The organism is Streptomyces peucetius, from assembly GCF_025854275.1.
GTDB classification, from domain to species: domain Bacteria; phylum Actinomycetota; class Actinomycetes; order Streptomycetales; family Streptomycetaceae; genus Streptomyces; species Streptomyces peucetius_A.
This window is the reverse complement of the sequence record NZ_CP107567.1, coordinates 1787854-1809696: the sequence shown is the minus strand read 5'-3', so window position 1 is coordinate 1809696 and position 21843 is coordinate 1787854. Positions and strand designations below refer to the sequence as shown.

Here is a 21843-nt window from a genome sequence, read left to right as displayed (position 1 = left end):
TCCTACTTGTCGTATACCGGCGTCAGCGCGCGGCGGCTTCGATCGATTCCCGCGCGGCGGCGGCCACGGCCTCCGCGGTGAAGCCGAACTCGCGGAAGAGGACCTTGCCGTCCGCCGAGGCGCCGAAGTGCTCCAGCGAGACGATGCGTCCGGCGTCACCCACATAACGGTGCCAGGTCAGCCCGATGCCGGCCTCGACCGCGACTCGCGCCTTGAGCGACGGGGGAAGCACCGAGTCCCGGTACCCCTGGTCCTGCTCCTCGAACCACTCGACGGACGGCATCGACACGACCCGGGTCGGCACACCGGCCGCCTGGAGCTGCTCGCGGGCCGCGACGGCCAGCTGCACCTCGGAGCCCGTGCCGATCAGCACGACCTGGGCGTCGCCGCCCTCCTCCTCGAACAGGACGTAACCGCCCTTGGCCGCGTCCTCGTTGCACTCGTACGTCGGCACACCCTGGCGGGTCAGCGCGAGGCCGTGCGGGGCGCCCTTGCCGAACTCCTTGGTGTACCGCTGGAGGATCTCGCGCCAGGCGATCGCGGTCTCGTTGGCGTCGGCAGGGCGCACGATGTTCAGGCCCGGGATGGCGCGCAGCGAGGCCAGGTGCTCCACCGGCTGGTGGGTCGGGCCGTCCTCGCCGAGGCCGATGGAGTCGTGCGTCCACACGTAGGTGACCGGCAGATGCATCAGCGCGGAGAGGCGGACGGCGTTGCGCATGTAGTCGGAGAACACCAGGAAGGTGCCGCCGTAGATGCGGGTGTTGCCGTGCAGCGCGATGCCGTTCATCACGGCGGCCATCGCGTGCTCGCGGATGCCGAAGTGGATCGTGCGGCCGTACGGGTCGGCCTCCGGCAGCGGGTTGCCCGCGGGGAGGAACGACGACGTCTTGTCGATGGTCGTGTTGTTCGAGCCGGCCAGGTCGGCGGAGCCGCCCCACAGCTCCGGCACGACCGCACCCAGATGCTGCAACACCTTGCCGGAGGCGGCGCGGGTGGCGACGCTCTTGCCGGCCTCGAACTCCGGCAGCGCGTCGTCCCAGCCCTCGGGCAGCTCACCGGAGCGGATCCGGTCGAACTCGGCGGCGCGCTCCGGGTTGGCCGTACGCCATGCGGCGAAGGTCTTCTCCCACTCGCCACGGGCCTCACGGCCGCGGTCGAGCGCGCCCCGGGTGTGCCCCAGGACCTCGTCGGAGACCTCGAAGTGCTTCTGCGGGTCGAAGCCCATGACCCGCTTGGTGGCCGCGACCTCCTCGTCGCCCAGCGCCGAGCCGTGCGCGGCCTCGGTGTTCTGCGCGTGCGGGGCGGGCCAGGCGATGATCGAGCGGGCCGCGATGAAGGACGGACGCTCGGTCTCGGCCTGCGCCGCCTTCAGGGCGTTGTACAGACCGACCGGGTCGAGGTCGCCGTTCTCCAGCTGCTGGACGCGCTGGACGTGCCAGCCGTACGCCTCGTACCGCTGGAGGGTGTCCTCGGAGACGGCCGTCTCCGTGTCGCCCTCGATCGAGATGTGGTTGTCGTCCCACAGCAGGACCAGGTTGCCGAGCTTCTGGTGGCCGGCGAGCGACGACGCCTCGGCCGAGATGCCCTCCTGGAGGCAGCCGTCACCGGCGATGCACCAGACGGTGTGGTCGAACGGCGACGTGCCGGGTGCGGCGTCCGGGTCGAACAGCCCCCGCTCGTAGCGGGCGGCCATCGCCATGCCCACGGCGTTCGCGACACCCTGGCCGAGCGGTCCCGTGGTCGTCTCCACGCCCGTGGTGTGACCGTACTCGGGGTGTCCCGGGGTCTTCGAACCCCAGGTGCGGAACGCCTTCAGGTCGTCCAGCTCCAGGCCGTAGCCGGCCAGGTAGAGCTGGATGTAGAGCGTGAGCGACGAGTGGCCTGCGGACAGGACGAACCTGTCGCGGCCCGTCCAGTCGGCGTCTGCGGGATCGTGCCGCATCAGCTTCTGGAAGAGCACATAGGCGGCGGGGGCCAGGCTCATGGCCGTACCCGGATGGCCGTTGCCGACCTTCTGTACGGAATCCATGGCCAGGACGCGGACGGTGTCGACTGCCCGCTGGTCCAACGCGGTCCACTCGAGGTCTGTGGTGGTCGGCTTGGTGCTCACCCTGAGTCAGGGCTCCTCTCCACATGTCGAATCCCGGTGACGAGGGGTGTACCGGGCGCTGTCGAGCCTACCCTCGCAGCAACACGCCTCTCTTCGGCTGCGTGTCTTTCCCATTGGACACCGCCGGGTGCGGTCAGCGCGTGTTCTCCGCCCGTCGGCGTTGTATACGGCCGGTGTCCGGCGGCCGCTCAACACGAGGCGACCCCCGCGAAGATCGGCGTACTGGCAACGTCTAGAGTGGCGTGGTACGCGCGAGTCTTCGCGGGTCTTGACTCCCCCAGAGCCCTCAGGCATGGGAGGGACCCCGGAAGAGTCGCTGGGATTTCTCTGTCAGGGGTGTGCGTGACGGCCGTCGAGTCCCGACCCGCAGGGGTCGTCTTGGCCACCGGCCCGGGGGGCCGTCGGCCGTTCGGGGCCCGCGTCAAGGCATTCGTGGCGCTGACCAAGCCGCGGATCATCGAACTGCTGCTGATCACCACGGTGCCGGTGATGTTCCTCGCCGAGCAGGGCGTTCCGGACCTGTGGCTGGTGCTTGCGACCTGCCTCGGCGGGTACCTCTCCGCGGGTGGCGCCAACGCGCTCAACATGTACATCGACCGCGACATCGACGCGCTGATGGACCGCACCTCGCAGCGCCCGCTCGTCACCGGCATGGTCTCGCCGCGCGAGGGCCTGGTCTTCGGCCTGACGCTCGCCGTGGTCTCCACCCTCTGGTTCGGCCTGCTCGTCAACTGGCTGTCGGCAGCGCTGTCGCTCGGCGCGCTGCTGTTCTACGTCGTCGTTTACACGATGCTTCTCAAGCGCCGCACCGCGCAGAACATCGTCTGGGGCGGCATCGCCGGCTGCATGCCGGTCCTGATCGGCTGGTCCTCGGTCACGAACTCGGTGTCGTGGGCCGCGGTCATCCTCTTCCTCGTCATCTTCTTCTGGACGCCGCCGCACTACTGGCCGCTGTCGATGAAGGTGAAGGAGGACTACGCGCGCGTCGGCGTGCCGATGCTCCCGGTCGTCGCCGGCAACAAGGTCGTCGCCCGGCAGATCGTCGTCTACAGCTGGGTGATGGTCGCCGTCTCGCTGCTGCTGACCCCGCTCGGCTACACCGGCTGGTTCTACACCGCGGTCGCGCTGGCCGCGGGCGGCTGGTGGCTGTGGGAGGCGCACGCGCTGCAGAGCAGGGCCAAGGCGGGGGAGACGGGCGGCAAGCTCAAGGAGATGCGGCTCTTCCACTGGTCCATCACCTATGTGTCGCTGCTGTTCGTGGCCGTCGCGGTGGACCCCTTCCTGCGCTGAGACCGCGCCGGTCCGCCCGGAACGGCGCGGCGTGGCCGAGGCCACGTCTCCCGGCCGTCGCCGAATGATCTACCCGCGAGTAGCATGCGATGCATGGCTGACACCACGGTTGATGAGACGGCGTCCCCGCACGCGTCCGACGCCCGCGCCGAGCGCAGGGCGGCGAAGCTCGCCAAGCAGATCCAGGCGTTCTCCAAGGCGCACGGCGGCGCCGAGGGCCAGCTTGCCTACCTCGGCCAGATGGGCACCCGCATCGTCCTCGTCGGCGAGGACGGCGCCTGGGGCGACCTGGTGGCCCCGAGCCACCCCGTCGCCGTGAGCGCCGCCGAGAAGTCGGGGATCACGCTGCACGAGTCCTTCGACGGCGACTTCGCGGCGAAGGTGCGCACCGGCCCGTACGAGTGGAGCCGGATGGCCGGCATCCAGCTCGGCGGCCCCTCCAACGGCTGAGTCGCCTCCCGGGCAACACCTTGTGCCGGGGTCGTCCGTTAGCCCTGTGGAAGCACGGTCCACAGGCAGGAGCTCCCGATGATCGACGCCGCGTCCTCGGTGCGTCTGGTCGACCAGTACTGCCACGGGGTGCTCCGCACGGAACTGGGCCTCGGCACCTTCGAGACGTACCTGGGCCCGGCCGCGGGAGCCCCGCCGGCCGCCGGCACCACCTTCTTCGACACCCAGACGGGGTTCGCGGTACGGCGCTGGTGCCCGCCGCTCCTGGGACTCGAACCGCACTGCCCGCCCGCCCACTACCTGGCCCGCCGCCGCGAGCTCGGAGTGGTCGAGGCGGGCAGACGGCTTCTGCGGGGCACCGGTATCGCCACCTACCTCGTCGACACCGGGCCGCCCGGCGACCTGGCCGGCCCGGCGGAGATCGCCGCGGCGGGGGAGGCGCAGGCGCGCGAGATCGTACGGCTCGAACTGCTCGCGGAGCAGGTGGCGGACACCTCGGGGACCGTGGAGTCGTTCCTCGCGAACCTCGCGGAGGCGGTGCACGGGACGGCCGGGTCCGCCGCCGCCTTCACCACCGTCGCCGCCGGGTGGCAGCCGGAGCGGCCGGAGCCGCCGGGCCCCGGCGAGGTGCGCGGCGCGGCCGGACGCTGGCTCGCCGGCCGCCGCGTGGGCGGGCCCCTCACCGATCCCGTACTGCTGCGGCACCTGCTGTGGGTCGCCGTCGCCACGGGGCTGCCGCTGCAGCTGCACGTCGGTGCGGACGACCCGATGCCGCTCGCGGACTTCGCCGCGGCGACGGCCGGGCTCGGTACGGACCTGGTCCTGCTCCACGGCTACCCCCACCACCGCAGCGCCGCGCACCTCGCGAGCGCGTACCCGCACGTGTACGTCGACCTCGGCCCCGCCCTCGCCCGCACGGGCGCGCGGGCGGCGGCGGTACTCGCGGAGATCCTCGAACTCGCGCCGTTCGGCAAGCTGCTGTTCTCGTCGGGGGCGCGGGGCCTGCCGGAGCTCCATGTGGTGGCCGCACGGACCTTCCGCGACGCGCTGGGCCGGGTCCTGGGCGGGTGGGTCGCGGACGGAGCGTGGTCGCAGGGCGACGCGGAGCGGGTGGCGGGGCTGCTGGCGTGGGGGAACGCGGGGCGGGTGTACGGGTTGCCGCGGGCGGCGTGACGGCTGCGGGCGCGTGTCGCCTGCGGCGGGCTTGTCCCCTCCCCGCCCCTTCCCGAACCGGGACTCCGCCCCGGACCCCGTGCGGCCTTCGGCCGTGCCCTCAAACGCCGGGCGGGCTGGATTTCGTTCCGCGGAGTCAGCCCCGCCGGCGGGGGCCCGGGGGCGGAGCCCCCGAAAGCGGGTCCGGGCGGAGCCCGTTCGGGAAGGGGCGGGGTGGGGGACGGGCCCGCGCAGCGGCCCGGTCCCGTCAGGCGCGGCTCAGCGCCGGGTCGCCGGTCGTCGGTGTCGCCGACGGGGACACCCGCTCCCGTTCCCGCAGGCTCAGCGCCAGCCTCAGCACCGCGATCCACATCAGCGACGAACCGAGCATGTGCGCACCGACCAGCAGCTCCGGCACCCCGGTGAAGTACTGCACATACCCGAGCGCCCCTTGCAGCAGCACCACCAGCAGCAGGTCACGGGCGCGGGCCCGGATGTCGTCGGGGGCGTCGACCACGCGCAGGAGGAGCCACATCGCGACGGCCAGCGCGCACACCACCCACGCGGCGATCGCGTGGATGTGGGCCGCCGCGGACCAGTCCCAGGGCATGCGCGGGACGTCGCTGCTGTCGCCCGCGTGCTTGCCGGAGCCGGTCACGGTCGTGCCGAGGGTGATCAGCACCGCGGAGACCGCGACGATCGCCCACGCGAGCCTGCGGACCGGCCGCGGGACCCGCGGGCGGGGGGCCGCGTCGCCCTCACCGCTGCGTACCCAGGTCACCGTAGCGACCGTGAGCAGCACGTTCGCCAGCAGGAAGTGCCCGGCCACCGTCCACGGGTTGAGGCCCGCCCACACCGTGATGCCGCCGAGGACGGCGTTGCCCATGACGATCCAGAACTGGGCCCAGGCGAGCCGGCCGAGGCCGCGCCGGCGCGGCTTCACGGAGCGCCCGGCGATGATCGCCCAGCCGACGGCGGCCGACAGGACGTACGTCAGCATCCGGTTGCCGAACTCGATCGCGCCGTGGATGCCCTGCTCGGGCGTGGCGAAGAGGCTGTCGTCCGTGCACTTGGGCCAGGTGTCGCAGCCGAGGCCGGAGCCGGTCAGCCGTACGGCACCGCCGGTGACGATGATGACGACGGTCATCAGGACGGCGGAAAGCGCGGCGCGCCGCAGGACTTTGGGTGACGGTGTCCAGCGCTGGGCGATATGGGCGAGGGGGGTCTGCACGGCCCCTATCGTAAGCGGGGGCTTGTGCACGGTTTCACGAGGGGTCGGCAGCGGGTTCCTCGAACGCCTCGGACGTCGTACGGACACGGGACCCGTCCAGGTGGTCCTCCTCCTCCCACCACAGCGCGAAGCGCCACGGCGCCGACGGCACACCGGGCGACGTACGGAAGGCGTCCGTCAGATCGGCGGCCACCTCCTCCGCCGTGCAGTCGGTGACCGCGTCCATCCCGCGCCAGGGGTGCGCCAGCGGTGCCCATGAGCCGTCGGCCGTGCGCACGTCGAACCGCCACACCGCCCGCCACGACCTGGCGCGCAGGACACGGCCCACCTCCGCCCGCTCGAGGCCGAGCCCCTCGGCGATCGCCTGCGGGTCGACGCCCTCGATCCGCGCCGCCAGGACCGCCAGCGGTACCAGGCGCTCCGGCAGCAGCCCGCGCTTGTGCAGCTGGGTGAGGCCGCCCTCGAACGGGCAGCGCCGCAGCCGGCGCTCCAGCTGGTCCCGCAGATGGCCGAGGACGGCGGCGTGGGCGCGCTCGGCGGGGTCGGGGGCCTGCCAGACGGCGTGGAACCCGCGTTCCGCCCGTACGGCCCACTCCGCCGCGTCGACCGGCCTGCCGAGCTCCTCCAGCCGGTCGCCGAGGAAGACGTACGCCTGGGCGAGGCCCTCACGGTTGCGCGGATCGGACCGGTCGAGCCGCTCCCAGACGGCGATCGCCCGGTGGGTGGCCTCGACGGCGGCCAGTCCCGCCAGGCGGTCCTCGGCGCACGGCTGCTCGCCGTGCGGCTGGAAGGGGTAGCGGGGCAGGCCCAGTTCGTCGCTGAGCGGTTCGGCGAGGTAGACGGCCTGGCTGATCAGGGCCCGCGCGTACCAGCGGGCGTGTTCGGCGTCGTGCTCCGCCGGCTCGGCGCCGCGCAGGACGGCCTGGTCGACGGCGATGAGCGCGTCGGTGCGCCTGCCGGTGTCGAAGTGGTGGCGGGCGAGGTCCCCGTAGCGCAGGCTCAGCCTGGCGGCGAGGGAGAGGTCGCCCGCGGCGTGCGGGGCGAGGGCGGAGATCAGATCGGTCAGCATCCGCTCACGTTCCGCGGGGGAGGCGGAGGGCCGGCCGGCTCTGACCTTCATCCACTGCGCGTCCAGTCGCAGTGCGGCAGTGCGGGCAGTGCGCTTCATCCGGCCTCCCACCGTGCGGGTCTCGGCAGGGTCATCCTGGCGCGCGTGTCACTCCCAGCGGAAGGTCCGGGCGGCCGCGCCCAGTCCGAGCACCGCCCAGAGGGCGAGGATGCCCAGATTGCCCCACGGCATGCCGGCGCCGTGCTGGAGCACGTCCCGCAGCCCCTCGGAGAGCGCCGAGATCGGCAGCCATCCGAGCACGGAGGCGACGCCGCCGGGGAACCTGTCCAGCGGCACGATCACCCCGCCGCCGACGAGCAGCAGCAGGAAGACGAGGTTGGCGGCGGCCAGGGTCACCTCGGCCTTGAGCGCGCCCGCCATCAGCAGCCCGAGGCCGGAGAAGGCCGCGGTGCCGAGGACGAGCAGCAGCACCACGGACAGCGGGCCGCCGTGCGGGGACCAGCCGAGCGCGAACGCGATCACGGTCAGCAGCACGATCTGGAGGACCTCGGTCACCAGGACGGAGAGCGTCTTCGCCGTCATCAGGGCCCAGCGGGGGATCGGTGAGGCCCCGAGCCGCTTGAGGACGCCGTAGCGCCGTTCGAAGCCGGTCGCGATGGCCTGGCCCGTGAAGGCGGTGGACATGACGGCGAGGGCGAGGACGCCGGGGGCGAGGAAGTCGACCGCCGCGCCCTCTCCGGTGTCGATGATGTCGACGGTGGAGAACAGGACGAGCAGAAGTGACGGGATGATCACAGTGAGCAGCAGCTGCTCACCGTTGCGCAGCAGCATCTTCGTCTCGAAGGCGGCCTGTGCGGTGATCATGCGGGTCAGCGGCGCGGCACCCGGCTTCGGCGTGTACGTACCGGCGCTCATGCGCGCAGCTCCTTGCCCGTCAGTTCGAGGAAGACGTCTTCGAGGGTGTGCCGTTCCACCGAGATGCCGTGCGGCAGCACGCCGTGCTGGGCGCACCAGGAGGTGACGGTCGCCAGCAGCTGCGGATCGACGTCGCCGGTGATCCGGTACGCGCCCGGTGTCAGCTCGGCGGCCGCCGACCCGTCGGGGAGCGCCTTCAGCAGGGAGCCGAGGTCGAGGCCGGGGCGGCCGGTGAAGCGCAGGCTGTTCTCCGCGCCGCCGCGGCACAGCTCCTCGGTGCTGCCCCGGGCGACGACCCGGCCGGCGTCGACGATGGCGACGTCGTCGGAGAGCTCCTCCGCCTCGTCCATGAAGTGCGTGGTCAGCACGGTGGTGACACCGTCGGCCCGCAGTTCCCGTACGAGGTCCCAGGTGGCGCGGCGGGCCTGCGGGTCGAGACCGGCGGTCGGCTCGTCGAGGAAGACCAGCTCGGGGCGGCCGACGACGGCCATGGCCAGTGCGAGGCGCTGCTGCTGGCCGCCGGAGAGGCGGCGGTAGGGGGTACGTCCGCAGCTGCCGAGGCCGAGGCGTTCGACGAGAGCGTCCACGTCCAGGGGGTGGGCGTGCAGTTTCGCCATGTGGCGGAGCATCTCGTCGGCCCTGGCGCCGGAGTAGACGCCACCCGACTGGAGCATCACGCCGATCCTGGGCCGCAGCCGCGCGGCGTCGGCGACGGGGTCGAGTCCGAGGACCCGCACGGTGCCGGCGTCGGCGCGGCAGTAGCCCTCGCAGGTCTCGATGGTGGTCGTCTTGCCGGCGCCGTTGGGCCCCAGGACGGAGGTCACGGAACCGGTGGCGACGTCGAGGTCGAGCCCGTCCACCGCGGTCTTGGGTCCGTACCGCTTGACCAGGCCCCGGATCCGGACGGCAGGCTCGCTCAGCATGCCGGGAAGTCTAGGCGCGCGCCGCGGCGGCCCGGCCCGCGGGTTCCCCGGTGGCCCCCGAGGGCGAGTGCGCGCCGGTGCCCGTCCGACCTGGCCTGCTGGGCCCCCGGTGATCATTTCCGCAGGTCAGCTTAGGTTTGCCTAAGTGACGCACGGCACCGCGCGCTGCTCCGGGCGCCGCTTGTCAGTCTCTGAGGAATTACGCAACAATGGCGTTGTGAAAAACGTTGGCGAGGCTCCCCAGGAGGAACTCGCGGCGGGTCTGCGGTCGGATCACTCCACCCGCAACCGCGTCGCGCGCTCCATCCTGGACCACGGCCCGTCCACCGTGGCCGACCTCGCGGGCCGCCTGCGACTCACCCAGGCGGCCGTCCGCCGCCACCTCGACACCCTTGTCTCGGAGAACGTCGTGGAGCCGCGCGAGCAGCGCGTCTACGGCGCCCGCACCCGCGGCAGGCCCGCCAAGGTGTTCGCACTGACCGACTGCGGCCGGGACGCCTTCGACCAGTCGTACGACACGCTGGCGGTGGACGCCCTGCGCTGGATCGAGCGGTCCGCCGGAGGAGGGGCGGCCGGGGAGGCCGCGGTCGCCGCCTTCGCCCGGGACCGGATCGAGGCCCAGTCCGGGGCGTACCGCGCGGCCGTCGAGTCCGCCGCTCCCGAGGCACGCACCGAAGCGCTGGCCAAGGCGCTCAGCGCCGACGGGTACGCTGCTACGGCTCGCAGCGCACCGGTCGGCGAGCAGCTCTGCCAGCACCACTGCCCGGTCGCCCACGCGGCTGAGAAGTACCCGCAGCTGTGCGAGGCCGAGACCGAGTTCTTCTCGAAGCTCCTCGGGACGCATGTCCAGCGGCTCGCCACCATCGCCCACGGCGATGGCGTCTGCACGACGTTCATCCCGCGCGGCGCGCCCCAGAGCGGCACCTCGCCGCCGGGCACCGCGCCGCAGGACAGCACCACACAGACCAGCACCACACCATCAGCTTCTGCAAGCACGGCCGGGAGGAACCCCGCATGACTCTCCCCACGGAGACTGCCCACCCCGAACTCGAGGGCCTGGGTAAGTACGAATTCGGCTGGGCCGACTCCGACGCGGCCGGCGCAGCCGCGAAGCGCGGTCTGAACGAGGACGTCGTCCGCGACATCTCCGCGAAGAAGAACGAGCCGGAGTGGATGCTGAAGCTGCGGCTGAAGGGTCTGCGCCTCTTCGACAAGAAGCCCATGCCGAGCTGGGGCTCCGACCTCTCGGGCATCGATTTCGACAACATCAAGTACTTCGTGCGTTCCACCGAGGCGCAGGCCGCCTCGTGGGAGGACCTGCCCGAGGACATCAAGAACACGTACGACAAGCTCGGCATCCCCGAGGCGGAGAAGCAGCGCCTGGTCGCCGGTGTCGCCGCGCAGTACGAGTCCGAGGTCGTCTACCACCAGATCCGCGAGGACCTGGAGGAGCAGGGCGTCATCTTCCTCGACACCGACACCGCGCTGAAGGAGCACCCGGAGCTCTTCCAGGAGTACTTCGGCACCGTCATCCCGGTCGGTGACAACAAGTTCGCGTCGCTGAACACGGCCGTGTGGTCCGGCGGGTCGTTCATCTACGTCCCCAAGGGCGTCCACGTGGACATCCCGCTGCAGGCCTACTTCCGTATCAACACGGAGAACATGGGCCAGTTCGAGCGGACGCTGATCATCGTCGACGAGGACGCCTACGTCCACTACGTCGAGGGCTGCACCGCGCCGATCTACTCCTCCGACTCGCTGCACAGCGCCGTGGTGGAGATCATCGTCAAGAAGGGCGGCCGCTGCCGCTACACGACCATCCAGAACTGGTCGAACAACGTCTACAACCTGGTCACCAAGCGCGCCGTGGCGTACGAGGGCGCGACCATGGAGTGGGTCGACGGCAACATCGGCTCCAAGGTGACCATGAAGTACCCGGCCGTCTACCTGATGGGCGAGCACGCCAAGGGCGAGACCCTGTCCATCGCCTTCGCGGGCGAGGGCCAGCACCAGGACGCCGGCGCCAAGATGGTCCACATGGCCCCGAACACCTCGTCCAACATCGTCTCCAAGTCGGTGGCGCGAGGCGGCGGCCGCACGTCCTACCGCGGTCTGATCGAGATCGGCGAGGGCGCGCCGGGTGCGAAGTCCAACGTGCTCTGCGACGCTCTGCTGGTCGACACGATCTCGCGTTCGGACACCTACCCGTACGTCGACGTCCGCGAGGACGACGTCTCCATGGGCCACGAGGCGACCGTCTCCAAGGTCTCGGAGGACCAGCTCTTCTACCTGATGAGCCGCGGTATGACCGAGTTCGAGGCGATGGCCATGATCGTGCGTGGCTTCGTCGAGCCGATCGCCAAGGAACTCCCCATGGAGTACGCGCTGGAGCTCAACCGGCTGATCGAGCTGCAGATGGAGGGCTCGGTGGGCTGACGCCCTCCGTGACCGTAAGCAGCGACTGACTTCTGACGTAGGAAGAGAGCAAGACGACAGCCATGGCTGAGGCTCAGAACATCCCGGTGGGCTCCACCACCGCCGGTTCGATCGCGGTGGCCGCCGAGTCGACCGTCGCCACCCGCATGAGTGCGCCCCCGTCGTTCGACGTGGCGGACTTCCCGGTCCCCCACGGCCGCGAGGAGGAGTGGCGCTTCACTCCGCTGGAGCGCCTCGCCGGACTGCACGACGGCACCGCCGTCGCCACCGGCAACGCCCTCAAGGTCGCGATCGACGCCCCCGACGGCGTCATGGTCGAGACGGTCGGCCGTGACGACGCGCGCGTCGGCCGGGCCGGCACCCCGGTGGACCGGGTCGCCGCCCAGGCGTACTCCTCCTTCGAGCAGGCCACCGTGGTGAGCGTGCCGAAGGAGACCGTGCTCACCGAGCCGATCCGTATCGCGGTGCACGGCGAGGGCGGCACCGCCTTCGGCCACCAGGTGATCGAGCTCGGCGCCTTCGCGGAGGCGCTCGTGGTCATCGACCACACCGGCGACGCCGTGCTGGCCGCCAACGTCGACTACGTCCTCGGTGACGGAGCCAAGCTGACCGTCGTCTCCGTCCAGGACTGGGACGACAAGGCCGTGCACGTCGCCCAGCACAACGCGCTGGTCGGCCGGGACGCCTCCTTCAAGTCGGTCGTGGTCACCTTCGGCGGCGACCTCGTTCGGCTCCACCCGCGGGTCGCCTACGCCGGCCCCGGCGGTGAGGCCGAGCTGCTGGGCCTGTACTTCACCGACAGGGGCCAGCACCAGGAGCACCGCCTCCTCGTCGACCACAACATGCCGCACTGCAAGTCGAACGCCGTGTACAAGGGCGCGCTGCAGGGCGACGACGCGCACGCGGTGTGGATCGGCGACGTGCTCATCCGGGCCGTGGCAGAGGGCACCGACACCTACGAGATGAACCGCAACCTCGTCCTCACGGACGGCGCGCGGGTCGACTCGGTGCCGAACCTCGAGATCGAGACCGGCGAGATCGCCGGCGCCGGTCACGCCTCGGCCACCGGCCGCTTCGACGACGAGCAGCTGTTCTACCTGATGGCCCGCGGCATCCCCGAGGCCGAGGCACGGCGACTGGTCGTCCGCGGCTTCTTCGCCGAGCTGGTCCAGCAGATCGGTCTGCCGGACGTCGAGGAGCGCCTGCTCGCCAAGATCGACGCCGAGCTGGAGGCGTCGGTCCAGGAGGCGTCAGCCTGATGGCCTTCGTCAAAGCCTGTGCGCTGAGCGAGCTGGAGGAGGACACCCCGAAGCGGGTGGAACTCGACGGCACGCCGGTGTCCGTGGTGCGGACCGAGGGCGAGGTGTTCGCCATCCACGACATCTGCTCGCACGCGAACGTCTCGCTGTCGGAGGGTGAGGTCGAGGACTGCCAGATCGAGTGCTGGCTCCACGGCAGTGCCTTCGACCTCCGTACCGGCAAGCCGTCCGGTCTTCCCGCGACGCGCCCCGTCCCCGTATACCCCGTCAAGATCGAAGGGGACGATGTGCTCGTCTCCGTCACCCAGGAGTCCTGAGTCACCCATGGCAACGCTTGAAATCCGCGACCTGCACGTCTCCGTCGAAGCCGACAACGCTTCCCGGGAGATCCTCAAGGGCGTCGACCTGACCGTGAAGCAGGGCGAGACCCACGCCATCATGGGCCCCAACGGCTCCGGCAAGTCGACGCTCGCCTACTCGCTGGCCGGCCACCCCAAGTACACGATCACCAGCGGCACCGTCACCCTGGACGGCGAGGACGTCCTGGAGATGAGCGTCGACGAGCGTGCCCGCGCCGGCGTCTTCCTCGCCATGCAGTACCCGGTCGAGGTCCCCGGTGTCTCGGTCTCCAACTTCCTGCGCACCTCCGCCACCGCCATCCGCGGCGAGGCCCCCAAGCTGCGTACCTGGGTGAAGGAGGTCAAGGAGGCCATGGAGCGCCTCAACATGGACCCCTCCTTCGCCGAGCGCAACGTCAACGAGGGCTTCTCCGGCGGTGAGAAGAAGCGCCACGAGATCCTTCAGCTGGAGCTGCTCAAGCCGAAGATCGCGGTCCTCGACGAGACCGACTCCGGCCTGGACGTCGACGCCCTGCGCATCGTCTCCGAGGGCGTCAACCGCGTCCGTGAGAGCGGCGAGGTCGGCACCCTGCTGATCACGCACTACACGCGCATCCTGCGCTACATCAAGCCCGACCGCGTGCACGTCTTCGCGAACGGCCGGATCGTCGAGTCGGGCGGCCCCGAGCTGGCCGACAAGCTCGAGAACGAGGGCTACGAGTCGTACACCAAGGGAGGAGTCACCGCGTGACACAGCTGCCGGGCCTCCTGGACACAGAGGCGATCCGTAAGGACTTCCCGATCCTCGACCGGGTGCTCCACGACGGCAAGAAGCTCGTCTACCTGGACAACGCGGCGACCTCCCAGACGCCGCGCCAGGTGATCGACGTACTCAGCGGGTACTACGAGCGGCACAACGCCAACGTCCACCGCGGTGTGCATGTGCTCGCCGAGGAGGCCACGGCGCTGTACGAGGGTGCCCGCGACAAGGTCGCCGCGTTCATCAACGCGCCGAGCCGCGACGAGGTCATCTTCACCAAGAACGCCTCCGAGTCGCTCAACCTCGTGGCCAACATGCTCGGCTGGGCCGACGAGCCGTACCGTGTCGACAGCGAGACCGAGGTCGTCATCACGGAGATGGAGCACCACTCCAACATCGTGCCGTGGCAGCTGCTGGCGCAGCGCACCGGCGCGAAGCTGAAGTGGTTCGGCCTCACCGACGACGGCCGGCTCGACCTGTCGAACATCGAAGAGGTCATCACGGAGAAGACGAAGATCGTCTCCTTCACGCTGGTCTCCAACATCATGGGCACGGTCAACCCGGTCGAGGCGATCGTCCGCCGGGCCCAGGACGTCGGCGCGCTGGTGCTGATCGACGCCTCGCAGGCCGCGCCGCACATGGTGCTGGACGTGCAGGCACTGCAGGCCGACTTCGTGGCGTTCACCGGCCACAAGATGTGCGGCCCGACCGGCATCGGCGTGCTGTGGGGCCGGCAGGAGCTCCTGGAGGACCTCCCGCCGTTCCTCGGCGGCGGCGAGATGATCGAGACCGTGTCGATGCACTCGTCGACGTACGCTCCCGCGCCGCACAAGTTCGAGGCCGGTACGCCACCGATCGCACAGGCCGTCGGCCTCGGCGCGGCCGTGGACTACCTTTCCTCGATCGGCATGGACAAGATCGCCCAGCACGAGCACGCGCTCACCGAGTACGCGGTGAAGCGGCTCCTGGAGGTCCCGGACCTGCGGATCATCGGCCCGACGACGGCCGAGGACCGCGGCGCGGCGATCTCCTTCACGCTCGGCGACATCCACCCCCATGACGTCGGCCAGGTCCTCGACGAGCAGGGCATCGCGGTCCGCGTGGGTCACCACTGCGCGCGCCCGGTCTGCCTGCGGTACGGAATTCCTGCGACCACGCGAGCGTCGTTCTATCTGTACTCCACGCCGGCAGAGGTCGATGCTCTGGTCGACGGCCTGGAGCACGTCCGGAACTTCTTCGGCTAGGGGACGATGTGAAGCTGGATTCGATGTACCAGGACGTCATCCTGGACCACTACAAGCATCCGCACGGTCGGGGCTTGCGGGACGGCGACGCCGAGGTGCACCACGTCAATCCGACGTGCGGCGACGAGATCACGCTCCGGGTGAAGTACGACGGATCGCGCATCGAGGACGTGTCCTACGAGGGCCAGGGCTGCTCCATCAGCCAGGCCAGCGCCTCCGTGCTGAACGAACTACTGGTCGGCAAGGAGCTCGCGGACGCGCAGAAGATCCAGGGCACGTTCCTGGAGCTGATGCAGTCCAAGGGCCAGATCGAGCCGGACGACGCGATGGAGGAGGTGCTGGAGGACGCGGTCGCGTTCGCCGGTGTCTCCAAGTACCCCGCCCGTGTGAAGTGCGCGCTGCTCAGCTGGATGGCGTGGAAGGACGCGACGGCCCAGGTGATGGGTGACGTCGCGGAGAGGAAGACCGCATGAGCGAGAACGAGACAGTTGCCGTCAAGCCGGCGTCCGAGGAAGAGGTCCGCGAGGCGCTGTACGACGTCGTGGACCCCGAGCTGGGCATCGACGTCGTCAACCTCGGCCTCATCTACGGCATCCACATCGACGACTCCAACGTCGCGACGCTGGACATGACGCTGACGTCCGCGGCCTGTCCGCTGACCGACGTGATCGAGGACCAGGCGAAGTCCGCGACCGACGGCATCGTCAACGAGCTGAAGATCAACTGGGTCTGGATGCCGCCGTGGGGCCCGGACAAGATCACGGACGACGGCCGGGAGCAGCTGCGCGCGCTCGGCTTCAACGTCTGAGCCCTTGCGTTTCGGCCATCGGAAACGATGTCCGAAACGCATGAGACGGCCGTGCCTGCCAGGGCAAACTGGCCGGCATGGCCGTTTCTCTGTACCAGATCGCGATCGACTGTCACGACGCCCCGAAGCTCGCCCGGTTCTGGGCAGAGGTCCTGGACTGGCAGATCGTCTACGAGGACCCCGAAGAGATCATCATCGGGGCCGACGCGAGCGCGCTGCCGGGCATCGTGTTCCTCACCGTGCCCGAGGACAAGAAGGTCAAGAACCGCCTGCACCTCGACCTGAGCCCCGACGACCGGGACGCCGAGGTGGCGAGGATCGTCGGGCTCGGCGCGCGCCGCGTGGACGTCGGGCAGGACGAGGACGCCACCTGGGTCGTCCTCGCCGACCCCGAGGGGAACGAGTTCTGTGTGCTGCGCCCGAAGAAGACGCTGCTCGACTAACGCCCTGTCTCCCGGCTGCGTCGCAACGCGGTCCCTCACCCGGCGGCAGGCGGCTCGGAGGCCGCCTGCGCGAGGGCAGGGGCCAGGTTCTCCCTGCGGATGCGCTGGTCGACGTAGAGAAGGCTCACCACCAGCTGCGGGAACGCGGCCGTGAGGATACGGCCGATCAGTGAGCTGAGCAGGCTGAACACCATGATGACGATCACGGCCGTGACGGCGGCCCCGCTGCTGGACAGGTCCTGTGTGAGACCCGGCGCGAACACGTTGGCGAACGAGAACGGCATCTGGATGATGAAGCCGGCCACCCCCGCCATGAGCGTGGCCAGCAGGGAGATGCCGAAGATCCGCCACCAGGCACCCTGCACCAGCCGTGAGGAACGGGTCATCGCCGCGATCGTGCCCTGCCCCTCGAAGACGGCCGCGGCCGGGGCGAGGCTGAACTTCACCCAGAGCCAGACGGCCAGCGGGGCGGTGGCCAGCATGCCGAGGACGCCGATCAGGGACAGCCAGCCGTAGCCGCCGCCGTCCTCGCCCAGGCTGAACACCATGAGCGAGAGGAACACCGAGAAGAAGGCCACTGCCGTCAGGGCGACAGGGACCGCCACGATCAGGGCCGTGAGAAGGACGGTGCCGAGCACCGACCACACACGCCGCACGCTGCGGCGCCAGATCACGCCGAATGTGGACGGGCGGCCGAGGACGGCGTCCTGGAGGACGGCCGGGCAGCTCGCGTAGATCAGGGCGTTGGCGACCAGCATCACGAACATGCCGATGAGGTACACCGCGCCGAAACCGACGACGAGCGGCCAGACGTCGTCCCAGCCGGGTGCGGTATCGGAGTCGAGCATCCGGTCGAGCCGGTCGGAAAGCGCCAGGTACGCGACACCGATGACCGCGCCGACGACCACGAGCGCCATGCCGTACGCGGCCAGCGCCATGGCCAGCAACTGCTTCCAGTGGCGGCCGATCGTCGAGAAGGCCCCGCCCAGGATGTCGCCGAAGCCGAGCGGTGCGAGCGGTATGACGCCGGGTCTCGGCGGGATCCAGCCGCCCCAGCCGGGCGGCGGGCCCGGATACGGCCCGGGCGGTCCTGCGTACGGCGGTGTGTTTCCGTGGGTCATCGTTCGCCCCCCGAGTGTTTCTGCTGTTCGGACGGCACACCGTAGCGCCCGGCACCTGAGACCGGTTGGCCCGGGTGCCGCCTCGCCGGTTAGGTTTCCTGTCATGACCGACACGTCTTCCGCACCCCGTACCACCGGCGCCGTCGCCGCCGGACTCGCCACCGTCACCGACGACGGCGTTGTTCTCGACACCTGGTTCCCCGCGCCCGAGCTCGCCGCCGAGCCCGGTCCCGCCGGCACCGAGCGGCTGACCGCGGAGCGGGCCGTCGAGCTCCTCGGCGCGGCCGCCGCGAAGGCCGTCGGACCCGACGCGCGCCGCGGTGTCGAGGTCGTCGCCGTGCGCACCGTGATCGCCTCGCTCGACGACAAGCCGCTGGACGCCCACGACGCCTACCTGCGTCTGCACCTGCTCTCCCACCGGCTCGTGAAGCCGCACGGGCAGAGCCTGGAGGGCGTCTTCGGGCTCCTCGCCAACGTGGCGTGGACCAGCCTCGGCCCCGTCGCCGTGGACCAGGTCGAGACGGTGCGGCTGAACGCCCGCGCCGAGGGCCTGCACCTCCAGGTCACGTCGATCGACAAGTTCCCGCGGATGACGGACTACGTCGCGCCGAAGGGCGTGCGCATCGCCGACGCCGACCGGGTGCGGCTCGGCGCGCACCTCGCCGAGGGCACCACCGTCATGCACGAGGGCTTCGTCAACTTCAACGCCGGCACCCTCGGCACGTCGATGGTCGAGGGCCGCATCTCCGCAGGTGTCGTCATCGGTGACGGCTCCGACATCGGCGGCGGCGCCTCGACCATGGGCACGCTGTCCGGCGGCGGCAACGTGATCATCGCCATCGGCGAGCGCTGCCTGATCGGTGCCGAGGCGGGCGTCGGCATCGCGCTCGGCAACGAGTGCGTCGTCGAGGCGGGCCTGTACGTCACGGCGGGCACCCGCGTCACGATGCCCGACGGGCAGATCGTCAAGGCCCGTGAGCTGTCCGGCGCGAGCAACATCCTCTTCCGCCGCAACTCGGTCACCGGCACCGTCGAGGCCCGTCCGAACAACGCGGTGTGGGGCGGACTCAACGACGTGCTGCACAGCCACAATTGATCACCGGCGGCCGTGACCTGCGGCCGCCTAATCGGTCGACGTCCTGACCTGCTGCCGAGCTGTCGGTACCTGTCGACGTTGGTCACCATTGAGCGCCCTTCCACGGCCCGAGCACGGCCCGGGAGGGCGCTCGTGCGTGAGCACCGCATTAGGAATTCGTCCCGGCAGGCCCCGGGACACCTCCCAGCGCGGCTGTAGCTCCGACCAAAGCTGCGGCACGCTGCTGCTGTTCGCTGTCGTTGATGTCAGCTGCGGATGTCAGCCCGCGTCTGGCAGAGGTTCAATCACATCGGCCCACACGCGGGCGGTCCACGGGTTGCCTTCTTCCCCACTTCCCCAAGTCTGGCTGCCACGACATCATCGAGGAACAATGCATTGGGGATGTCCGTCGCTGTCTCCGCCTGCGGCCATCACAAGGAGTCGCATTCGGTGCACAAGGAGAACGCCGCTCCATTGCTCGTGAAACGATACCGATGGATCTAGTCCTGCCCACAGCGTGGGCGGATCGGTAGCGCGCTCATGCCGTCACCCTACTTCCGCCCCAGGCCCTCGGGGTGCTGTAGGCGTTCGTGATCTCCCAATGGGGCTGATGGTATGGCGGTGGTGCCCGCCCGGGCAGGCACCACTGGGGAGGCTTCCGGCTGCTGCAGCCCTTTTTCAGCTAGCCGCCTTGCGCTCCCGGAGTTCATGGACGCTGGCCGTGAGGGTGCCGTCGTGCTGTTCGTAGTGGGACAGGGCGAGGCCGAGGCCGAAGAACGTGGGAGCCCACTCGCCCACGAAGATGCCCCACCGGTCGGCGCGGGCGAGCCCAGTGCCGGGTTCGGCTTTGAGGCTGGTCATCCAGGCCGCAACGGTCAGGCCGATGGAAGTGAAGGCGGCCATGTAGGCGTGCTCGCTGCGGATGCCCATCTCGTGCATTTTCTTGACGCTCATGTGTTCTCCCGCTCATAGGTCGGTAGTGGGTGGGTTTCCTGCGGTCCTCGCGCTGGCGGGTGCCCATTTTCTTGACCAACACCCGCACTCCAACGAATCGGCGGCCACTTTTTGTTTGTGGCTTCAACAAGTCGAGCAGCTCGATCGGTGGAAAGCCGACAGATTTCTTCTGGCATCGACCTGTTGCCGCGCGCCGATGCCGTTGCTCGTCCAGGTGGTTTCTGCACCAGGCGTGGTACTCGTGCGCAGTGCCTGCTTTCTTCATGCTCGTCATCCGTTAGACAGTGAGGAGCGACAAACCATGACCACACATACACGCCGCGTGACCGCCCGTGCCCCTGTGCAGCAGGCCGCTATGCTGGTGGGGGCCGTATTCCTGTTGGTGGGCATACTGGGCTTCATCCCCGGTGTCACCACGAGTTACAGCGCGATGGAATTCGCCTCGCACGAGTCGGGTGCCAAGCTGTTCGGGATCTTCCAGATTTCCATCCTGCACAATCTGGTCCACCTGGCTTTCGGGGTTGCAGGTCTGGCACTGGCCCGTACCGCTTCCGCTGCGTATAGCTATCTGCTCGTCGGCGGGGCCATCTACCTAGCGTTGTGGATATACGGCATGGCCGTCAGCCAGGACAGTGACGCCAACTTCGTGCCCCTCAACACTGCCGACGACTGGCTTCACTTCGTGCTGGGCATCGCCATGGTCGGTCTTGCGCTTCTCCTCGGCCGACGTACCACTGGCACCGGAGATCGGTAAAGGCCGAGTCGGGCAGCGGATTTTTCGCCCTACAAGGAGGAGGAGGTCCCTGCCTGGCAGGGGCGAAGGCATGCAGACTTTCCTGCCCTACCCCGACTTCAGATCCTCGGCCCTGGTCTTGGACCGTCGCCGACTTGGAAAACAGCGGGTCGAGGCATTGCAGGTCCTTCGTGGCCTCGTCGTGCCGGGTTACGGGTGGCGCCACCATCCAGCAGTGCGGATGTGGGCGGGATACGAGGAAGCGCTGGTCCGATATGGCCTGGAAGTTTGCAAGGTGTGGCGTGAACAAGGCCATCAGGACGGCTGTGCGGCCACACTGGTCGCGGATCTCCTCGCATTCCGTCACGAGCTTCCCGGACAAGCAGAAGCGCAAGGCGGACCAGTGGCTCGCCAACATCGAAGCGGACATGTCGCAGGGGCGGTACATCGATCCGGCTGCGGGCTCGGTGACCTTCGGCGAGTACGCCAAGCAGTGGATGGCGGCACTCACCATCGACCCGGTGACCCGTGAGAGTGTCGAGATCCGTCTCCGGGTCCACGCCCTTCCGTACCTCGGTGATCGGCCAATGGCCTCCTTCCGTCCATCTCACCTGCGCGCATGGATGCGGGAGCTGGAAGCCACGGGACGCGCGGCGTCCTACCGGCGGTCGATCTTCGCCAACGTGTCCGCCGTGTTCACGGCCGCTGTGGAAGACCGAGTCATCGCAGAGATTCCCTGCCGCGCTCGCTCCGTCCGGGCGCCGTCTCTCGATGGGCGCAAGGTCAAGCCCTGGTCCCTCGAGCGCGTGACAGCGGTACACGAAGCGCTACCGAACGCATACCAGGAGATGGTGACTCTGGGGGCCGGATGCGGCCTTCGGCAAGGCGAGATCTTCGGCCTGGCGCTCGAAGACGTCGACTTCCTCGGGGGCACGGTCCACGTCGTCCGGCAGGTCAAGATCTTTCGAGGCACACAGGCGGTCTTCGGCCCGCCCAAGGGTGGCAAGGAACGTCACGTGCCCTTGCCCGAGACAGTCGCCTTCGCGCTGGCCGATCACATCACGAGGCACGATCCGGTAGAGGTCACGCTGCCCTGGAAGACGCTGGACGGTCCGCCTGTGACGTCCTTGCTGCTGTTCGTCAACGTTCGGAACAAGGCTCGGGCTCTTCACCGAACGCGCTTCAACCAGTATGTGTGGCGACCGGCCCTCACGGCCGCCGGCGTTCCCCTCGGACGCGAGAACGGCATGCACGCCCTTCGGCACTTCTACGCCTCGGTGCTCCTGGACGCGGGGGAGAGCATCAAGGCACTGAGCGAGTACCTGGGCCACCACGATCCGAGCTTCACCCTGCGCACGTACACGCACCTGATGCCGAACAGCGAGGCGCGCACCCGGGCCGCCGTGGATCGCATCTTCCGGGACCCGGACAGTACCGAGGACGGCCCCGAGACGGCCCCTGGGGCAAGCTGACCCCTTGACCTGCATCGCAATCAGAACAGCCACAACTGATCAAGGCACATGGCGAGCGCC

Annotated in this window: 23 protein-coding genes; 16 read left to right on the top strand and 7 right to left on the bottom strand. The window is 69.7% G+C overall.

Annotated features, from left to right (window positions below):
- Positions 1–22: 22 nt before the first annotated feature.
- Entirely contained in the window at positions 23–2110 is a 2088-nt protein-coding gene (gene tkt / locus OGH68_RS08370) for a transketolase (protein ID WP_264242699.1), read from the bottom strand.
- A gap of 336 nt (positions 2111–2446) precedes the next feature.
- On the opposite strand from tkt, the gene OGH68_RS08365 reads away from it, so the two are divergent.
- From OGH68_RS08365 to OGH68_RS08355, 3 genes are all read left to right on the top strand, one after another.
- Entirely contained in the window at positions 2447–3400 is a 954-nt protein-coding gene (locus tag OGH68_RS08365; RefSeq protein WP_264242698.1) for a heme o synthase, read from the top strand.
- 93 nt (positions 3401–3493) lie between these two features.
- The gene (locus OGH68_RS08360) at positions 3494–3850 is read left to right on the top strand and encodes a hypothetical protein (RefSeq protein WP_264242697.1); all 357 of its coding nucleotides are present in this window, start codon (positions 3494–3496) and stop codon (positions 3848–3850) included.
- A gap of 78 nt (positions 3851–3928) precedes the next feature.
- A complete protein-coding gene (locus tag OGH68_RS08355) occupies positions 3929–5023 on the top strand; it encodes an amidohydrolase (protein ID WP_264242696.1) in 1095 nt (364 codons plus the stop codon).
- Positions 5024–5270: 247 nt separating this feature from the next.
- On the opposite strand, the gene OGH68_RS08350 is transcribed toward OGH68_RS08355, so the two are convergent.
- From OGH68_RS08350 to OGH68_RS08335, 4 genes are read right to left on the bottom strand one after another with little or no spacing between them, the layout of a single operon-like run.
- The gene (locus OGH68_RS08350; protein WP_264249972.1) at positions 5271–6242 is read right to left on the bottom strand and encodes a COX15/CtaA family protein; all 972 of its coding nucleotides are present in this window, start codon (positions 6240–6242) and stop codon (positions 5271–5273) included.
- 25 nt (positions 6243–6267) lie between these two features.
- Positions 6268–7401, bottom strand: a complete 1134-nt coding sequence (locus OGH68_RS08345; RefSeq protein WP_264242695.1) for a hypothetical protein — start codon at positions 7399–7401, stop codon at positions 6268–6270.
- A 48-nt stretch (positions 7402–7449) separates the two neighbouring features.
- On the bottom strand, positions 7450–8217 hold the full coding sequence (locus OGH68_RS08340) for an ABC transporter permease (RefSeq protein WP_264242694.1): 768 nt from the start codon (positions 8215–8217) through the stop codon (positions 7450–7452).
- A complete protein-coding gene (locus OGH68_RS08335) occupies positions 8214–9140 on the bottom strand; it encodes an ABC transporter ATP-binding protein (protein WP_264242693.1) in 927 nt (308 codons plus the stop codon). The genes OGH68_RS08340 and OGH68_RS08335 overlap by 4 nt, the downstream gene beginning before the upstream one ends.
- Before the next feature lie 217 nt (positions 9141–9357).
- On the opposite strand from OGH68_RS08335, the gene OGH68_RS08330 reads away from it, so the two are divergent.
- From OGH68_RS08330 to OGH68_RS08290, 9 genes are all read left to right on the top strand, one after another.
- Complete coding sequence (locus OGH68_RS08330) at positions 9358–10158, top strand: helix-turn-helix transcriptional regulator (protein ID WP_264242692.1); 801 nt, start codon at positions 9358–9360, stop codon at positions 10156–10158.
- Entirely contained in the window at positions 10155–11576 is a 1422-nt protein-coding gene (sufB, locus tag OGH68_RS08325; RefSeq protein WP_264242691.1) for a Fe-S cluster assembly protein SufB, read from the top strand. Before OGH68_RS08330 ends, sufB begins: the two co-directional genes overlap by 4 nt.
- Positions 11577–11638: 62 nt before the next feature.
- Positions 11639–12835, top strand: a complete 1197-nt coding sequence (gene sufD / locus OGH68_RS08320; RefSeq protein ID WP_264242690.1) for a Fe-S cluster assembly protein SufD — start codon at positions 11639–11641, stop codon at positions 12833–12835.
- On the top strand, positions 12835–13152 hold the full coding sequence (locus OGH68_RS08315; protein ID WP_005319006.1) for a non-heme iron oxygenase ferredoxin subunit: 318 nt from the start codon (positions 12835–12837) through the stop codon (positions 13150–13152). Before sufD ends, OGH68_RS08315 begins: the two co-directional genes overlap by 1 nt.
- Before the next feature lie 7 nt (positions 13153–13159).
- Positions 13160–13924 carry a Fe-S cluster assembly ATPase SufC gene (sufC, locus tag OGH68_RS08310; RefSeq protein ID WP_264242689.1) on the top strand — a complete coding sequence of 255 codons (765 nt, stop codon included), beginning with the start codon at positions 13160–13162 and terminating at the stop codon, positions 13922–13924.
- On the top strand, positions 13921–15177 hold the full coding sequence (locus OGH68_RS08305; protein WP_264242688.1) for a cysteine desulfurase: 1257 nt from the start codon (positions 13921–13923) through the stop codon (positions 15175–15177). The genes sufC and OGH68_RS08305 overlap by 4 nt, the downstream gene beginning before the upstream one ends.
- Before the next feature lie 8 nt (positions 15178–15185).
- Positions 15186–15650 carry a Fe-S cluster assembly sulfur transfer protein SufU gene (sufU, locus tag OGH68_RS08300; RefSeq protein ID WP_264242687.1) on the top strand — a complete coding sequence of 155 codons (465 nt, stop codon included), beginning with the start codon at positions 15186–15188 and terminating at the stop codon, positions 15648–15650.
- A complete protein-coding gene (locus tag OGH68_RS08295) occupies positions 15647–15985 on the top strand; it encodes a metal-sulfur cluster assembly factor (protein WP_264242686.1) in 339 nt (112 codons plus the stop codon). Before sufU ends, OGH68_RS08295 begins: the two co-directional genes overlap by 4 nt.
- Positions 15986–16062: 77 nt before the next feature.
- On the top strand, positions 16063–16428 hold the full coding sequence (locus OGH68_RS08290) for a VOC family protein (RefSeq protein ID WP_264242685.1): 366 nt from the start codon (positions 16063–16065) through the stop codon (positions 16426–16428).
- Between the two features lie 35 nt (positions 16429–16463).
- On the opposite strand, the gene OGH68_RS08285 is transcribed toward OGH68_RS08290, so the two are convergent.
- Complete coding sequence (locus OGH68_RS08285) at positions 16464–17549, bottom strand: hypothetical protein (protein WP_264242684.1); 1086 nt, start codon at positions 17547–17549, stop codon at positions 16464–16466.
- 103 nt (positions 17550–17652) lie between these two features.
- On the opposite strand from OGH68_RS08285, the gene dapD reads away from it, so the two are divergent.
- On the top strand, positions 17653–18645 hold the full coding sequence (gene dapD / locus OGH68_RS08280; RefSeq protein ID WP_264242683.1) for a 2,3,4,5-tetrahydropyridine-2,6-dicarboxylate N-succinyltransferase: 993 nt from the start codon (positions 17653–17655) through the stop codon (positions 18643–18645).
- A gap of 657 nt (positions 18646–19302) precedes the next feature.
- On the opposite strand, the gene OGH68_RS08275 is transcribed toward dapD, so the two are convergent.
- Positions 19303–19578 carry a hypothetical protein gene (locus tag OGH68_RS08275; protein WP_264242682.1) on the bottom strand — a complete coding sequence of 92 codons (276 nt, stop codon included), beginning with the start codon at positions 19576–19578 and terminating at the stop codon, positions 19303–19305.
- Positions 19579–19879: 301 nt separating this feature from the next.
- Between OGH68_RS08275 and OGH68_RS08270 the strand changes: the two genes are divergently transcribed.
- The 3 genes from OGH68_RS08270 (at position 19880) to OGH68_RS08260 (ending at position 21783) form a co-directional block, all read left to right on the top strand.
- Positions 19880–20332 (top strand): DUF4383 domain-containing protein, encoded by a 453-nt coding sequence (locus tag OGH68_RS08270; RefSeq protein WP_264242681.1) that lies wholly within the window; start codon positions 19880–19882, stop codon positions 20330–20332.
- A 70-nt stretch (positions 20333–20402) separates the two neighbouring features.
- Positions 20403–20843, top strand: a complete 441-nt coding sequence (locus OGH68_RS36375) for an MSMEG_6728 family protein (protein WP_413470952.1) — start codon at positions 20403–20405, stop codon at positions 20841–20843.
- The gene (locus OGH68_RS08260; protein WP_413470951.1) at positions 20740–21783 is read left to right on the top strand and encodes a tyrosine-type recombinase/integrase; all 1044 of its coding nucleotides are present in this window, start codon (positions 20740–20742) and stop codon (positions 21781–21783) included. Before OGH68_RS36375 ends, OGH68_RS08260 begins: the two co-directional genes overlap by 104 nt.
- The last annotated feature ends 60 nt before the right edge of the window (positions 21784–21843 follow it).